16 protein-coding genes are annotated in these 15,948 nt (G+C 26.7%); 14 read left to right on the top strand and 2 right to left on the bottom strand.

The window, feature by feature from the left end:
- Positions 1-55: 55 nt before the first annotated feature.
- The 10 genes from spoIIM to scpB all read left to right on the top strand — a co-directional run bounded on the left by spoIIM (position 56) and on the right by scpB (position 10,512).
- Positions 56-670 (top strand): stage II sporulation protein M, encoded by a 615-nt coding sequence (gene spoIIM, locus KQI36_RS01245; RefSeq protein WP_216449330.1) that lies wholly within the window; start codon positions 56-58, stop codon positions 668-670.
- A 13-nt stretch (positions 671-683) separates the two neighbouring features.
- Positions 684-908: a hypothetical protein gene (locus tag KQI36_RS01240; protein ID WP_216449328.1), complete on the top strand. Its 225-nt coding sequence runs from the start codon at positions 684-686 to the stop codon at positions 906-908.
- A 229-nt stretch (positions 909-1,137) separates the two neighbouring features.
- Complete coding sequence (xerD, locus tag KQI36_RS01235; RefSeq protein ID WP_216449327.1) at positions 1,138-2,016, top strand: site-specific tyrosine recombinase XerD; 879 nt, start codon at positions 1,138-1,140, stop codon at positions 2,014-2,016.
- A 434-nt stretch (positions 2,017-2,450) separates the two neighbouring features.
- Positions 2,451-3,626, top strand: coding sequence for a phosphopentomutase (locus KQI36_RS01230; RefSeq protein ID WP_216449326.1), 1,176 nt, complete (start codon positions 2,451-2,453; stop codon positions 3,624-3,626).
- Between the two features lie 106 nt (positions 3,627-3,732).
- Positions 3,733-4,548 carry a purine-nucleoside phosphorylase gene (locus KQI36_RS01225; protein ID WP_216449324.1) on the top strand — a complete coding sequence of 272 codons (816 nt, stop codon included), beginning with the start codon at positions 3,733-3,735 and terminating at the stop codon, positions 4,546-4,548.
- A 250-nt stretch (positions 4,549-4,798) separates the two neighbouring features.
- Positions 4,799-6,103, top strand: coding sequence for a pyrimidine-nucleoside phosphorylase (locus tag KQI36_RS01220; protein WP_216449322.1), 1,305 nt, complete (start codon positions 4,799-4,801; stop codon positions 6,101-6,103).
- A 130-nt stretch (positions 6,104-6,233) separates the two neighbouring features.
- On the top strand, positions 6,234-7,445 hold the full coding sequence (locus KQI36_RS01215) for a D-alanyl-D-alanine carboxypeptidase family protein (protein WP_216449321.1): 1,212 nt from the start codon (positions 6,234-6,236) through the stop codon (positions 7,443-7,445).
- Positions 7,446-7,681: 236 nt separating this feature from the next.
- Positions 7,682-8,923, top strand: a complete 1,242-nt coding sequence (locus KQI36_RS01210; RefSeq protein ID WP_216449320.1) for a S8 family serine peptidase — start codon at positions 7,682-7,684, stop codon at positions 8,921-8,923.
- Positions 8,924-9,149: 226 nt separating this feature from the next.
- Complete coding sequence (locus tag KQI36_RS01205) at positions 9,150-9,920, top strand: segregation/condensation protein A (protein WP_010292237.1); 771 nt, start codon at positions 9,150-9,152, stop codon at positions 9,918-9,920.
- A complete protein-coding gene (scpB, locus tag KQI36_RS01200) occupies positions 9,913-10,512 on the top strand; it encodes an SMC-Scp complex subunit ScpB (protein ID WP_216449319.1) in 600 nt (199 codons plus the stop codon). Before KQI36_RS01205 ends, scpB begins: the two co-directional genes overlap by 8 nt.
- Positions 10,513-10,577: 65 nt before the next feature.
- On the opposite strand, the gene ytfJ is transcribed toward scpB, so the two are convergent.
- Together ytfJ and KQI36_RS01190 are read right to left on the bottom strand one after the other, a co-directional pair.
- Entirely contained in the window at positions 10,578-11,036 is a 459-nt protein-coding gene (gene ytfJ / locus KQI36_RS01195; protein ID WP_010292235.1) for a GerW family sporulation protein, read from the bottom strand.
- Positions 11,037-11,094: 58 nt separating this feature from the next.
- Entirely contained in the window at positions 11,095-11,673 is a 579-nt protein-coding gene (locus KQI36_RS01190) for a DUF2953 domain-containing protein (protein WP_216449318.1), read from the bottom strand.
- A gap of 129 nt (positions 11,674-11,802) precedes the next feature.
- Here KQI36_RS01190 and KQI36_RS01185 point away from each other — a divergent pair, with 129 nt between their 5' ends.
- From KQI36_RS01185 to KQI36_RS01170, 4 genes are all read left to right on the top strand, one after another.
- The gene (locus tag KQI36_RS01185; RefSeq protein ID WP_010292233.1) at positions 11,803-12,918 is read left to right on the top strand and encodes a D-alanyl-D-alanine carboxypeptidase family protein; all 1,116 of its coding nucleotides are present in this window, start codon (positions 11,803-11,805) and stop codon (positions 12,916-12,918) included.
- A 117-nt stretch (positions 12,919-13,035) separates the two neighbouring features.
- Positions 13,036-14,031 carry a sulfide/dihydroorotate dehydrogenase-like FAD/NAD-binding protein gene (locus tag KQI36_RS01180; protein WP_216449316.1) on the top strand — a complete coding sequence of 332 codons (996 nt, stop codon included), beginning with the start codon at positions 13,036-13,038 and terminating at the stop codon, positions 14,029-14,031.
- Positions 14,028-15,305 (top strand): FAD-dependent oxidoreductase, encoded by a 1,278-nt coding sequence (locus tag KQI36_RS01175; protein ID WP_061994803.1) that lies wholly within the window; start codon positions 14,028-14,030, stop codon positions 15,303-15,305. The genes KQI36_RS01180 and KQI36_RS01175 overlap by 4 nt, the downstream gene beginning before the upstream one ends.
- 195 nt (positions 15,306-15,500) lie before the next feature.
- Positions 15,501-15,875, top strand: a complete 375-nt coding sequence (locus KQI36_RS01170; RefSeq protein WP_216449314.1) for a hypothetical protein — start codon at positions 15,501-15,503, stop codon at positions 15,873-15,875.
- Positions 15,876-15,948 lie beyond the last annotated feature (73 nt).

Raw genomic sequence — 15,948 nt, 5'->3', positions numbered from 1 at the left:
TAAAGGATTAAAAAAACATAAATCATGTAATAAATAAAAAACTTAGGAGGGAAAAATGAGTAGAGATATTATATCAGAAAAAATTTTAAAAAATATAAATGATAATGCACTAATATATTTTATTGCTACAGTTTGCATTTGTGTAGGAATAATTTTAGGTATATGTTGTGTAAAATATTTAACACCGGCTGAAAATGATACTATGGTGAGTTATATTAACATCATATTACAATCTGTAGCCGGAGAAGATATAAATAGCAAAGCTATATTTGTACAAGCTATTAAGAATAATGGATTATTCATTTTAGCGTATGGTATTTTAGGAATTACTATTGTAGGTATACCTGTAATTTTGATTTTAAATATAGTAAAAGGTTTTACCTTAGGCTTTTCTTTTAGTTTTTTTATTTCAAAATTCGCTAATAAGGGTGCCTTGCTAGGAATATTTTCTGTATTGCCACAGAATTTAATATATATACCATGCATAGTGATAGCCTCTGTTTTAGCTATAAAATATTCTGTGAATTTAATAAAATTAAAAAGAAATTTAACTAATCCATTTACAACTAAAGAATATATGAAAAATTTTATTATGTTAACTATTGTGATTATAATAGGTTCAGGAATTGAAAGTTTAATTAATCCAATTATAATAAGATTTATAGTATAATAAAGGAGCAGCTATGAGTTACGAAGTAAAAAAATTTTTACTATTATACCTAGAAACTTTAGGAATTTTAATTTTTATGGGAATAATATTACCGAATATATTAGAAATAACTATATATTTTTTTACTAAAAATACAAAAGTATATGAAAATAGTATTTTAGTCGGTAGAAATGTTGATAAACCATTGGAATTACTATATAATTACATCTATATATTTAAAAACTTTGTAGGCTTTTAAATATACAAATTATTAAATTAAAATTAGAACTTCTTTTATTATAAGATTTTAAAATTACTCTTAAATTTGCATATGATAAATTTGAGAAACATAAAAGTGAGTATATTGTAAAAAATTACATTTAGATTAAAATGTTTTTATTAGTTTATAACAGGTTGAAGTTTTATTATATGAATATAATTATTTTAAATGCCCATTAGGGCATTTTTGTATACAGTGAGGTATTATTATGGAAAAATTATTAAAAAAATATATTCAAAATTTACACTCAAAAAATTTATCACAGAACACAATAGAGGCATATACTAGAGATATTTCTAATTTTATTAAATTTTTAAAAAGTAGAGAAGAAAATTTAAATTCAATACATACAGATACTATAATGATTTATGCTGAAAAACTACAAAGGGAAGGCAAAGCAAATACATCGGTAATAAGAAATATAATTTCAATAAGAAATTTTTATAAATATCTTATTATAAATAAATTTGTTGAAGAAGACCCAACTTTAGCCTATGATATTCCAAAAAAAGTTAAAGAGATTCCTAAGATTTTAACAGTTGAAGAAGTAGATAGTTTTTTAGAACAACCAGATACAACTACAGACAAGGGAATTAGAGATAAAGCTATGCTAGAAATAATGTATGCAACTGGCATGAAAATAAGTGAAATTTTAAATCTAACTGTTTTTGATAAAAATTTAGAAATGGAATATATTAAAGTTACAAGAAAGAATGGAAATGAAAGAATAATTCCATTAGGTAGAGCTGCAGTTAAAGCATTAAAAGAATATTTAAAAGTAAGAGATAATTTTAATATAGACCATGTAGAAACGTTATTTTTAAACACAAAAGGTACAAAGATGACACGTCAAGGATTTTGGAAAATAATAAAAATTTATGCTAAAGAAGCAAATATAAATAAGTATATAAATGCTAATACATTAAGGCATTCTTTTGCAGTTCACCTTATACAAAATGGAGCAGATATAAAATCCGTTCAAGAATTACTTGGACATAGCAGTATTGGTGCTACACAAATATATACATTCATATCTCAAAAAAACAAAATAGAAGAAATCTACAAAAAAGCACATCCAAGGGCCTAATATATGGAAAAAAAGGTTTATATTCAGCATATATATTAAAAATCAGATATATAATCAATTGTTAATGAATTTTACTTGAAAAACCTTAATTAAAACGTTATATTAATAATTAACATAATATGATATTTGTAAAAAATAAATAAAAGTTGTAGTTTTTTAAATTGAAAGTATTATATAAAACTTATAATAGGTAAAAATAATTGCATAAAAACTTATAAATTTATTAAAAATTATAATAAACCTTTAAATTTACTAAGTTGTTAAGATTTTTTATTTAAATTTTATGATATTTATATTAAAATAGTAATATCTTGTTCTAATTACTATAGAATCCATTATAATTAAGATTTTTCGATTATAATATTTATATAGAATTGAAATACAATGATTTAAAAACAGGATAAAAACTAGAAATCTAGAAAGGAGCTAAAAAAATGACAAAAAAAGTTACACTAATTGTATTGGATAGTGTAGGAGTAGGAGAACTTCCAGATGCTAAAGAATATGGAGATGTTGGAACTAATACACTAGGAAATATATCAAAAGTAGTAGAGGGATTTTCATTACCTAATCTTCAGAAATTAGGAATAGGTAATATAATAGAAATCAAAAATGTTGATTCATTAGAAAATCCTATGGCAAACTATGGAAAAGTCATGGAACTTTCAAAAGGAAAAGATACTGTAACAGGTCATTGGGAAATTAGTGGTTTAGTATTAACTCAACCATTAAAAACTTATCCACAAGGATTTCCAAAAGAAATTATAGATGAATTTGAGAGTAAAATTGGAAGAAAAATATTAGGAAATACAGTAGCTTCAGGTACAGTTATCATAGATGAATTAGGTGAGGAACATATGAGAACTGGATACCCAATAGTTTATACTTCAGCAGATAGTGTTTTCCAAATTGCTGCACATGAAGAAATAATACCACTAGAAGAACTTTATAGAATGTGTGAAATAGCAAGAGAAATGCTAGTTGGTGATAAAATGGTAGGAAGGGTTATAGCAAGGCCATTTTTAGGAAGTAAAAAAGGTGACTTTAAAAGAACTTCCAATAGACATGACTATGCAGTTGATCCATTTGGAAAAACTATGTTAGATTATATTAAGGAAAATAATAAATCTGTAATGGCTGTTGGAAAAATAGAAGATATATTTAATAAAAAAGGTATCACAGATGCTGTTCACACAAAAGATAATATGGATGGAGTAGATAAAACTTTAGAATACTTAAAAACTGATAAAGAAGGATTAATTTTTACAAATTTAGTTGATTTTGATATGAAATATGGTCATAGAAGTGATCCAAAAGGATATGCAGATGCTTTAATGGAATTTGATAAAAGACTACCAGAAATAATGGAAGCTTTAGGAGAAGAGGATGTTCTTATATTAACAGCAGATCATGGATGCGATCCAACAGATGAAAGTACAGATCACTCTAGAGAATACACTCCATTATTAGTTTATGGAAAAAATCTAAAAAATAATGTTGATTTACAAATAAGAAATAGTTTTTGTGATATAGGAAAGACAATATTAGATTTATTAAATATAGAAAACTCTCTAAATGGAGAAAGTTTCAAAAATAAAATAATAAAATAAATTCAAGTGTAAATTAAAAATAGAGTTAGTAAAAAAGAAGAAACAATAACTAGATATTAAAATAAAAATTTTTTAAGATAAATACGTCATTTAGGAGGAACCTGCTATGAATATGAAAATAGTTACAGAAAGTGTTAAATACATAGAAAGTAAACTAAACTTTAAACCAGAAATAGGTGTAATATTAGGATCTGGTTTAGGGGATATGGCTGATAATATAGAAGAAAAAGTAGTAATAAAATATAATGAAATACCAAACTTTCCAGTATCAACTGTTCAAGGTCATAAGGGTCAATTTGTAGTTGGAAAGCTTAATGGAAAAAATGTAATAATGATGCAAGGAAGATTCCATTTTTACGAAGGGTATGATATACAATTATTATCATTACCAATATATGTTATGAAAAATTTAGGTGTAAAGACTCTTATGGTTACAAATGCAGCTGGTGGAGTAAATACTGAGTTTACACCAGGAGACTTAATGATAATAAAAGATCATATAAACTTCTGTGGTAATAACCCACTAATAGGAGAAAATGATGAAGAAATAGGTGTAAGATTCCCAGATATGTCTGAAGCTTATTCAAAAGAATATGTAGCAATAGCTAAAAAAGTTGGAAATGATTTAGGATTAAAACTTAAAGAAGGCGTTTATATGATGTTCTCAGGTCCAACATATGAAACACCATCAGAAGTTAAAATGGCTAGAATATTAGGAGCTGACGCTGTAGGTATGTCTACAGTTCCAGAAGTTATAGCAGCTAGACATTGTGGAATAAAGGTTTTAGGAATTTCTTGTATAACAAATATGGCAGCAGGAATACTTGATCAACCATTAAATCATGAAGAAGTAATGGAAACTTCTGCAAACGTAAAAAAAGATTTTACTGCATTAGTTAAAACAATAATAGAAAAATTATAATAGAAATAAATTATAGATGTATCATTAATAATGATACATCTATAATATTTTATAAAGCAAATATGTAATTTGTACAGTAGATATGTACATTTAGTTAATAAAATATGTACTTTTTGTTAATATAATATACAATTAATATTGATTTAATGTAGAATTTATATTAAAATATACCTTTAAAATTAAATTTTTAATTTTAAATAATAAGTTAAAATAATTCTGCACGATTATGCAGAATAGGAGGTAACAAAATATGAGAATGTACGATTTAATATTAAAAAAGAAAAATGGGGAAGAACTTTCAACAGAAGAAATAAATTTTATAATAGAAAACTATACTAATGGAACGATTCCAGATTATCAAATGTCTGCATTATTAATGGCTATATACTTTCAAAAAATGAATGATAGAGAAACAGCAGATTTAACTATGGCAATGGTGAATTCTGGAGATGTTATAGATTTAAGAAAAATAGAAGGAATAAAGGTAGATAAGCATAGTACAGGTGGGGTTGGAGATACTACAACATTAATATTAACTCCAATGGTAGCAGCTTTAGGAGTACCTGTTGCTAAAATGTCAGGTAGAGGTCTTGGCCACACTGGTGGAACTGTTGATAAATTAGAAACTTTTGAGAATTTTTCAGTTGCAATGAGCGAAGAAAAATTCATAGATAATGTAAATAGATTAAAAATAGCTGTATCAGGACAAACAGCTCAATTAGTTCCAGCTGATAAAAAGATATATGCATTAAGAGATGTTACAGCAACTGTAGATAATGTTTCTTTAATAGCATCAAGTATCATGAGTAAGAAAATAGCTTCTGGTGCTGATGCAATAGTTTTAGATGTTAAAGTTGGAGATGGAGCATTCATGAAAACCGTAGATGATGCTCGTATATTAGGAAGAGAAATGGTTAGCATCGGTAAAAATGTTAATAGAAATACAATAGCTGTTTTATCAGATATGGATCAACCTTTAGGATTAGCTATAGGTAATGCATTAGAAGTTGAAGAAGCTATAGAAACATTAAAAGGAAATGGACCAAAAGATTTAGAAGAATTATGCTTAACATTAGGAAGTGAAATGATTATATTAGCTGAAAAAGCTAAAGATAGAGATGAAGCTAGAAAAATGTTAAAAGAAGTAATAGAAAATGGAAAAGCATTAGAAAAACTTAAAGAATTTGTTGCTTCTCAAGGTGGAGACACTTCAGTTATTGATGATACATCAAAACTTCCAAAGGCAAAATATGTTGTAGAAGTTTTAAGTGAAGAAGATGGAGTAGTTGAAAAAATACATTCAGATAAAATGGGAATAGTTGCAATGGAACTTGGAGCAGGTAGAGCAACTAAAGAATCTGAAATAGATTTAGCAGTAGGAATAGTGTTAAATAAAAAAAGAGGAGAAAAAGTTTCTAAAGGAGATGTTTTAGCATATATTCATTCAAATGATGAAAATAACATAGAAAAGGCTAAAAAAGGTATATTAGATAATTATGTAATATCTGCAAATTATATAGATAATATACCACTAGTACATGACATAATAAGATAAAAATTAAACTGGCTTATTTAGCCAGTTTTTTTTATTCGAAAAAAATAATATTATTTATCATTATATTAATAAATTTTTCTTTTTAGGTAAAAATAAGCTTAAATAGTTTAATTTCATAAGGAGGATAAAAATGAAAAAGAAAAGTATTATAAGTGTTATTTTAAGCTTATTATTATTATTTCAAATAACAGTTCCAGCAATGGCAGTTGAAGATGGAAAAGAAATCAATAAAAAAGAGGAAACGAAATCATCAGCACCATTAGATGTTGATGCAAAATCAGCATTACTTATAGAACCTACTACTGGAAAGGTTATATATGAAAAAAATCTAGATGAAAAATTTGCTCCAGCATCTGTAACTAAAGTAATGACAATGCTTCTTGCTATGGAGGCAATAGACAATGGAGATTTAAAACTAGATGATAAAATAGTATGTAGTGCTAAAGTTAAGAGCATGGGTGGAAGTAGTATGATTCTTGATGAAGGTGAAGTAAGGACTGTTGAGGAGATACTAAAAGGTATAGCTATAGCATCAGGTAACGATGCAGCTGTAGCTATGGCAGAACATCTAGGTGGAAGCGAAGAATCTTTTGTTGATATGATGAATAAAAGAGCACAAGAACTTGGTATGACTAATACAACTTTTAAAAACTGTACCGGACTTCCAATAGAAGGCCATTTAAGTACTGCTAGAGATATAGCTACAATGTCTATAGAACTTTTAAAACACCCTACAATATTAAAATATTCATCAATTTACATGGAGACAATATCAGAAGGACGTAAAACACCTATAGAGCTTGTTAATCATAATAAACTTGTAAGATTTTACGAAGGCTGTGATGGATTAAAAACTGGATATACTGAAGAAGCAAAATATTGTATATCAGCAACTGCAGTAAGAAATAATGTAAGAATGTTAGCTGTTGTTATGGGTTCACCTACATATAAAATAAGAAACGCAGAAGCAAGCAAATTGATGAATTATGGATTTGCAAAATTTGAAAGTAAAAAAGTAGTAGCTAAAGATGAGGAAATAGAAACTATTCCATTAAATAAAAAAGGAGATAAATTCTTTATTGCAAAAGCAAATGAAGGTTTAAATATAACTTTAGAAAAAGGTAAAGATGCAGAAATAACTAAAAAAATAAATATTGATATGGAGAAAAAGCATTATAAAGAAGGTGACATAATAGGAACTTGTGAATTCTACATGGGTGATGAATTAATAGGAACTGTTCAAATGTATACTGACAGAGAAGTAAAGCAATCTCAATTTTTAAGAAATTTAAAAGATAATATAAGTAATATATTTGGAGTTATAAATTTAGTTGAATTTTAGAGCATAAGTTTATAATATTAAATTAGGGATACTTTTTGTATCCCTTTTTATAATAAGCAATTTTAAAATGAATATTTTAAACAAGATGTTAATATTTGGATTTGAAATTAATTAGTTAGCTTATATATGATACTATAAAATTATTGTAGTAAAGAGTTATATAGGGAAATAAGCTCCAATTTAAATTTATTTAATAAATTTAAAATATAAAAACTATATAAGTATGAGGGGGAACTATGAGAAAAAGTTTTATTATATTATTGATATCTACAATTATATTTACTGGTGGATGTAATAGAGATTTGAATAGTGTTCAGACTTTTTTAAATAAAAATGAAGCTAGTTACACAAATTCTATACCAAAATTAACAGAGTTACCACAATATGATCCCAATAATTGTGGACTATTTCAGGTTGATGTAAGGGGGAAGGATTTATCACAGTTAGATTTAAGTGATGAAACTGATAATTTAGTTCATGGATCATTTGATACTATTACAAAGTGGCCTAAAAAACTTCCTAAAGAATATAAACCTAAGAAAATAATTAAATATGGAAAGAATCCCGGCTTAGGAGTAAAAACCATTCACAAAAGTGGCATTAAAGGAGAGAATGTTGGAATTGCAATAATTGATGGGATGTTATTAAAAGATCATGTGGAATATAAGGATAATCTTAAGTACTATGAAGAATTTCATAGTTTTGAAAATTCACCTAGTATGCATGGAGCGGGAGTGGCATCTATTGCTGTAGGAGAGACTGCAGGAATAGCACCAAATGCAGATTTATATTATATTTCAACAAGTTGGGAAGATAGAGATAATAGGTCTGGAAGTGTTGAAATGAATTTCGTATGGTTATCAAAGGCTATTGATAAAATTTTAAAGGTAAATGAAACTTTAGAAGAAAATAAAAAAATTAGAGTTATTTCTCTTTCTATAGGAGTCAATCCTAAAGAAAAAGGATACGAAGAATTTATGGATACTGTAAAAAGAGCAAGTGATAAAAATATATTTGTAGTTTCATCATCTTTAAAAGATACCTATGGATTTGCTTATGATGGACTTGGAAGAGATATATTAAGCGACCCAGATGAAATTTCATCTTATAAACCTAATTGTTATAGCGAAAAGCTTTTTTTTGATGATAATGATAAATTTTATAATATTAGAATTAAAGGTTTAAAAGATAGTGAAGTATTATTTATTCCAATGGATTCAAGAACACTTGCAAGTGAAGCAGGAAAAGAAGAGTATGTTTTTTATTCTCAAGGTGGTTGGAGTTGGTGTTCACCATATATTGCAGGACTATATGCATTGACTTGTCAGGTTAAACCAGATATTACACCAGAGGTATTTTGGAATACTGCGTTGGAAACTGGCGATGTTTTAAAAATTAAAAAGGATGATAAAGAATATGAGATTAAAAAAATTGTAAATCCTAAAAGATTGATTGATAAATTAAAAAAAGCAAATTAGATTATATAAGGTTATGGATATTATAAAAAGTTAATATCCATAACTTTTTTAACTACATAAAAACACAATAAAGTCTATTCTTTTACTAAATAATTTCATGTGGTATAATTAGAAAATATGAAAAAAGAAATTTATAAAGTCATAATATTTAATGTAAGATTAATAATGTATGTTTTAATCTTATTATATAATTTGGCTTTATATTCTTATAAAGGATGAGTTTTATATGTCGTTAAGTATAAAAATAACAAATTTTGAAGGCCCCTTTGATTTATTACTCCATTTAATTAAGAAAAATGAAATGAGTATATATGATATAAAAATATTAGAAATAACTAATCAGTATTTAGGTTATTTAAAAACTATGCAAGAGATGGACTTAGAAATAACTTCTGAGTTTATTGTTATTGCAGCAACTTTAATAGAAATAAAGTCCAAGCTGTTATTGCCTAAACCTAAAGTGGAAGAGTATGAAAATGAAGAAGATGCAGCGAAGGAGCTTATGAAAAAACTAATTCAATACAAAAAATACAAAATGGTAGCTGAGTTTTTAGGTGAAAGACAGTTAGAAACTGGAGCTGTATTTAGTAAAAAACCAGAAATAATAGAAGAGAAAAATCCTAAAAAAGAAACTATTGCAGATTTATTAAAAAACAGAACAATGCTTGATTTATATAATTTATATAATGAGTTGATGAATAATTACTTTAATAAAATGAATGAAAAAGGAGATTTTTTTGAAGACAAAATAAAAATTGAAACCTTTAAAATAGAGGATAAGATGACAGAAATTACAACTCTTATGAAAACTTATCCTAAGATACATTTTTCAAGGCTTATAAAAGGATATAAAAGTAAAAGTGAAGCAATAGTAACTTTTTTAGCACTGTTAGAACTTATTAAAATAAAAACGGTAAATGTTATACAGGAAAAAAGTTTCTCAGATATATATGTAGAAAGAGTAGATGATATAGAAAGGATAGATGAAGATGAATAATTTGCATAAAGAGCAATTAGAAATCGAAGAAGTTTCACATAAGAAGGTATATTTTTCAATAATAGAGTCACTGCTTTATGCTAGTGGAGATCCTATAAGTTTATCATCTATAGCTTCAATAATAGAATGTTCTGTAGAATATACAGAGAAGCTTATGAAAGAGATTATGAAGATATATAAGGAAGATGAAAGTAGAGGCATTAAAATAATAAAGAATCATAAGGAATATCAATTTGTAACTAAACCAAAAAACTCTAGTTACATACAAAAATTATTAAAAACTAATGTAAGACAATCTTTATCCCAAGCAGCTTTAGAGACTTTAGCTATAATAGCATATAGACAACCTATAACGAGAGTAGAGATTGAAGAAATTAGAGGGGTGAAAAGTGATAGAGCTATATATACCCTTATAGATAAAAATCTTATAAAAGAAAGTGGAAAAAAAGATGTTGTTGGACGACCTAATTTATATGGTACAACAGATGAATTCCTAAAATACTTTGATTTTGGAAATATAGATGAGCTTCCTTCTTTAGAAACTTTTAATGTAGAAGAGATTGAAAGCAAAGAAGAAATTGAAACAGTTTAATATAATTAAAGATTAAAATAAAGCAGTAACTTAGTTACTGCTTTATTTTATGAAAGGAGATATATTTATATATCTAAGTCATCTATTGTACCAAACTCATCATTGTCACAACAACATTTTTTATTATTTTTAGTATCTTCTTTATAATCATCATCTTTTTTGAAAAGGTCTTTTACCATATCAAAAATTTGAGGTATACTATCTATTAATTTATCATAACTATTATTGTGGTCTACTGAAAGCAATCTTACAGAATCACCTTTAACTACTAAAAAACCCACTGGTTTAATACTTATTCCTGCACCAGAACCACCACCAAAAGGATTATTTATAGAATTTTTATTTTTGTCAGTTTCGAATTCTGATCCACCAGATCCAAATCCGAAGGAAACTTTAGATATAGGTATTATAACTGTACCATCATAAGCAGTAACAGGTTTACCTACAATTGTATCAACATCGATCATATCTTTTATATTTTCCATGGTTGCTTTCATAAGATTTTCTATTGGATGATTATCCATTTTATAAACTCCTCCTTAACAGCAATTTAAGTAATACATAAATTTATTACTTAACAACTTATACTGGCTGTGAAATTTTAACGTTATCTTTATCTTTTCTTTTTATGTTTTTAATGACTAAAAAGCATATATATATAATTTTTGCTAAACTTATAAAAAATATACACTCTATTTCCACATTAATGTAATATTTATTAAACTCATAATTTAAATCATATTTAAAGTCCTTAACTTTAAAAAAGAGTTTTAAAATTAATTGCAAAAGCACAAAACCTTGATGAGCATATCCGTAAAGAATGGCAGTGTGTGCTGCATCTGGAAGTGAATAGTTAACTTTTGATTTAATTTTCATTTTTATTTTGAATTTATTATAAGTCAAATCATTTAATAAACTTTTTATATATATTGAAGGAAGTTTATCTTTTGATAATTTTCTTTTAATGCCACTTTCTTTATATTTTTCCTCTTTTTTCTCTATATTTTTCTTATTAGATTTATGTTTTTTATCTAAATTTAAATTTTTTTTATAAATAAAAATTTCTAGTTTTTTATTTATATATTTAAGTTTTAATTTTAGAGGAATAGGACAAAATAATATTGCTAATATTATTGCTAAAATAAATAAAAAATAATTCATAAGTATCCTCCAATAAATAAAATAAGGTTTTAAATTTATAATCAAATAGCTATAAGTTATGCTAACCATATTGGGAAATAATATTCACATTTAGCATAATTTTCAAAGTAATATATAGAGGTGAGAAAAATGAAAAAAATACATATAAAATCTCTTTCGGTAATACTTGTAGCAATTCTTATTATTAAAATGTTTAGTACTGTATGTTATGCAAGTCCTAAAAAATTAAGAGTGGATGCAGGAAGTGCAATTGCAGTAGATAGTTTAAGTGGAAGGGTACTATTTGAACAAAATTCTCGTTCCTTAGTACCAGTGGCGAGCACTACAAAAATAGTAACTGCTTTAGTAGCATTAAGTTATGGTGATTTAGAAGAGGAATTTACTATTTCAAAAAATTCAGCAGCAATAAGAGGGTCTACAGTTGGATATAAAGCTGGAGAAAAGATTACATTATATGAATTGTTATATGGACTTATGTTTAAATCAGGAAATGATGCAGCAATAGCAATAGCAGAAGGTATTGGAGGATCTGTAGAAGGATTTTGTAATATTATGAATGAATATTGTATTCAAATAGGAATGTTAGATTCTCATTTTGAGTCTCCACATGGTCTTGATAGTCAAAATCATTATTCAACAGCTTATGATTTAGCTATAGCAACTAAAAAAGCTAAAGAAAACCCTATTTTTCATGAAATTGTATCTTCAAAATCAATAGATAAATCAAAACATGGATTTACAAGGGATTATCAAAATATAAATAAACTTTTATACCAAATGCCTAACGCTAATGGCGTAAAAACAGGATATACTGGAGGTGCTGGAAAATGCCTAGTTTCATCAGTAAAAATGAAAGAGGGAGATATAATAATAGTAACTTTAAATTGTACTCCTAGATGGGAAGAAACAAGAAAAATTTTTAATTATGTAGATGAAACTTATGATTATAAAAAAGTAATTTCCAAGGGTGAAGTGCTAAAGACCATAGAAGTAGAAAATGGTGATGGAAAGCTAAATCTAATAAGTAGAAAAGATGTAATTCTTCCAGTTAAAGAAGATGAAAAATTAAATATAGAAGTAGATGTGCCCCAAAATTTAAAAGCGCCAATAAATAAAGAAGAAAAAATAGGAACTGTTAGAGTAAGTGATGAAAATGGAAAAATAGTTTATGAATATATGTTATCTCAAAATGAAATAGAGAAAAAACCTATATATAAAATAATAAAAGAAAAATTATTAAACTAAAATTATTAAATTGCCTTATATGAGGCAATTTTTTATTTTGTGGTTTTAGTTATAAAATGTAACAAAATACTTATGATGTAAATATTCTAATAGTAGAGTATTATAGGAGGTTTTGAAATGAGTTATGAACCTTATACTTGCATAGACTGCGGCAGTGAATTTTGTCCCTGTCATTTGGCGGAGTCTGGTAATTGTATACTATGTTCACATCTAGATGGTAAAGACTTTTGTGACTGTTGCAATTGGAATGGGGTTTGCATCTACCAAGAATTTGTTACAAATAATTTTAAAAGTAAACCGGGAAGAAAATATCAAAGATGCAAAGTTTTATATAAAGAAGTATTAGAAGATAAAATATTGATATTAAAAATATCTGCTAGTGATAAACTTGTTAGTGAGCTTGCTAGTCCAGGAAGTTTTGTATTTTTACGAAGAGAAGATACAGAAAGCAATTATGACACACCTATTTCTATCATGGAGAATGATGGAGAAAATAGTACTTTAACTTTTGCAGTTGAATTAAAGGGATTAAAGACAAAAGAACTAGCAAAAGCTAATAAAGATGATTATTTATTGGTTAAAGGACCTTTTTGGAATGGTATTTTAGGTGTGAAATCAATTTTAGAAACTAAGAAAAAGCAATGTTTACTTATTGCAAGAGGCATAGGACAGGCACCTATGATTCCAGTTATAGAGTGGTTGCATCATAATGAAAACAAAATTATAACTATAATAGACAAAAGTCCATTTGAAAATATATTTATAAAAGATAAGCTAATAAAATATTCAGATAAAGTTATAGAAAGTACCAGCATAATACCTGGTGGATTATTAAGTGGGAAATTTAAAAAAGTTTTAGAGAATATATTAAATGAAAATGATATTTCAATAGTACATTGCGATGCAGCAGATATTTTAAATTACCAGATTATGAGAATTGTAGAAGCCCATGACAAGGATATTAAGTTTTCTTGCAGTAATAATGAAAAAATGTGTTGTGGTGAAGGGGTTTGTGGTTGTTGTACAAGAATAAATAATGATGACAAACTAAGAAGATTGTGCAAAATACAAACTGAACCTAAGTACATTTTAGAGGGGAGGAGAACACTGTGAAAGTCGTTGTAATTGGTGGTGGATGGTCTGGAGTAGCTGCTGCAATAACAGCAAAAAAAGCAGGTGCAGATGTTACATTAATAGAAAAAACAGATTTATTACTAGGACTAGGAAACGTAGGAGGAATAATGAGAAACAACGGAAGATATACAGCAGCAGAAGAATTATTAGCTTTAGGTGCTGGGGATTTAATAAATATAACAGACAGAAATACAAGGCATAAAGATATAGATTTTCCAGGGCATAAGCATGCTTGGCTTTATGATGTAAATAAAATTGAGCCAGATGTAAGAAGATATGTTGAAGGGCTTGATATAGAGATTAAAGTTGTAACTAGAGTAGTAGATGTAGAAAAAGATGGAGATAAATTAAAAGGTGTTTATATTAATGATGGCTCCTTTATAGAAGGCGATGTTTTTATTGAAACCACAGGTTCTACAGGTCCAATGGGGAATTGTTTAAGATATGGAAATGGCTGTTCTATGTGTGTTTTAAGGTGTCCATCTTTTGGACCAAGAATAAGTATAAGTTATAGAGCAGGTATTGAAGATATAAAAGGTGAAAGAGATGAAGATGTTTATGGAGCATTTAGTGGTTCTTGCAAACTAGCTAAGGAAACTCTTTCAGATGAAATAGTAAAACAATTAGATGAAACTGGTGTTGTAGTGTTAACAGTACCGAAAGAAGATATAAATTTAGATAAATTAAAACAAAAGGTATGTCAACAATATGCACTAAAAGAGTTTGCGGAAAATATAGTATTATTAGATACAGGACATGCAAAACTTATGACTTCTTATTATCCATTAGAAAAATTAAGAAAAATACATGGATTAGAAAATGCCAAATTTGTAGATCCATATGCAGGTGGAAAAGGAAACTCTATAAGATATCTATCAGTAGCACCTAGAAGTGATGATATGAAAGTTGATGGACTTTCAAATTTATTTTGTGGCGGAGAAAAAAGTGGGTTATTTGTAGGTCACACAGAAGCCATATGTACAGGAAGTCTCGCAGGACATAATGCAGTAAGAAATTACCTAGGAATGCCACTGTTAATACTTCCAAGAGCATTAGCAATAGGAGACTTAATAGCCTATGCTAATGAAAAAGTGAAAACAAAAGAAGGTAGAAGAAATAGGTATACCTTTGCAGGTGCAGAGTACTTTAATAGAATGAAAGAGCTAGGGTTGTATACTATAGATAAAGATGAAATATATAATAGAGTAAATAAACTTAATTTAGATGGAATATTTAATGAAAAGTTGATATAAAAAATCTTAAATAAAAAATAATAATAATAAGCTATTGCATAATTAACTAAAATTAGTTGTGTGATAGCTTATTTTTATGAAAATAATTTTTGGATTTTAAATTATATATTAATAGTGTAACAATAATATACATGACATTATAAAGGAATTTTAAAATTTTTATGGAAATAAGTATTATGATAAGGAGATTAGAATATGGGAGTTGTATTTTTAATAGCTAAAATTTTTGAATTTATTCATAGAATGATTTTAGGTAGCGAAATACCAGTAGTTATTATAACAAAGGATTTAATAAATTTCAGTTTATGGTCTGTAGGAATATTAATTATTAGTTGTTTATATGTAAGAATAGCTTTAAAGAAAAATAGAAAAATCAATTGGAGTATTGATTACATAGGTGGAACTTCAGTAGTATTTTTTATAATTTGGTCATTAGATTTTTGGGATGCATTAAGGTACTTTAGAGATAATATAAATTTTATTTTAGTTAGCTTTGTTGCCTGGATATGTACTACTATTAATTTGTTACAATATATATTTTATAAATATAAAATAAAATATAAAAAGTAAATTTCATATATTGTTTGTAAATATTATATAGAGTTCCAAGCATAGACATAAAGCTAAGCCTGAAAATTAAAAA

The organism is Clostridium senegalense (assembly GCF_018916625.1).
GTDB classification, from domain to species: Bacteria; Bacillota; Clostridia; order Clostridiales; family Clostridiaceae; genus Clostridium_J; species Clostridium_J senegalense.
This window is presented reverse-complemented; position numbering and strand designations above follow the sequence as displayed.

Coding starts and splice junctions, on each gene's coding strand:
- KQI36_RS01170 (WP_216449314.1), top strand. CDS start 15,501: ATGGGAGTTGTATTTTTAATAGCTAAAATTTTTGAATTTATTCATAGA.
- ytfJ (WP_010292235.1), bottom strand. CDS start 11,036: ATGGATAATCATCCAATAGAAAATCTTATGAAAGCAACCATGGAAAAT.
- KQI36_RS01210 (WP_216449320.1), top strand. CDS start 7,682: ATGAGAAAAAGTTTTATTATATTATTGATATCTACAATTATATTTACT.
- spoIIM (WP_216449330.1), top strand. CDS start 56: ATGAGTAGAGATATTATATCAGAAAAAATTTTAAAAAATATAAATGAT.
- KQI36_RS01225 (WP_216449324.1), top strand. CDS start 3,733: ATGAATATGAAAATAGTTACAGAAAGTGTTAAATACATAGAAAGTAAA.
- KQI36_RS01205 (WP_010292237.1), top strand. CDS start 9,150: ATGTCGTTAAGTATAAAAATAACAAATTTTGAAGGCCCCTTTGATTTA.
- KQI36_RS01230 (WP_216449326.1), top strand. CDS start 2,451: ATGACAAAAAAAGTTACACTAATTGTATTGGATAGTGTAGGAGTAGGA.
- xerD (WP_216449327.1), top strand. CDS start 1,138: ATGGAAAAATTATTAAAAAAATATATTCAAAATTTACACTCAAAAAAT.
- scpB (WP_216449319.1), top strand. CDS start 9,913: ATGAATAATTTGCATAAAGAGCAATTAGAAATCGAAGAAGTTTCACAT.
- KQI36_RS01190 (WP_216449318.1), bottom strand. CDS start 11,673: ATGAATTATTTTTTATTTATTTTAGCAATAATATTAGCAATATTATTT.
- KQI36_RS01240 (WP_216449328.1), top strand. CDS start 684: ATGAGTTACGAAGTAAAAAAATTTTTACTATTATACCTAGAAACTTTA.
- KQI36_RS01220 (WP_216449322.1), top strand. CDS start 4,799: ATGAGAATGTACGATTTAATATTAAAAAAGAAAAATGGGGAAGAACTT.
- KQI36_RS01215 (WP_216449321.1), top strand. CDS start 6,234: ATGAAAAAGAAAAGTATTATAAGTGTTATTTTAAGCTTATTATTATTA.
- KQI36_RS01185 (WP_010292233.1), top strand. CDS start 11,803: ATGAAAAAAATACATATAAAATCTCTTTCGGTAATACTTGTAGCAATT.
- KQI36_RS01180 (WP_216449316.1), top strand. CDS start 13,036: ATGAGTTATGAACCTTATACTTGCATAGACTGCGGCAGTGAATTTTGT.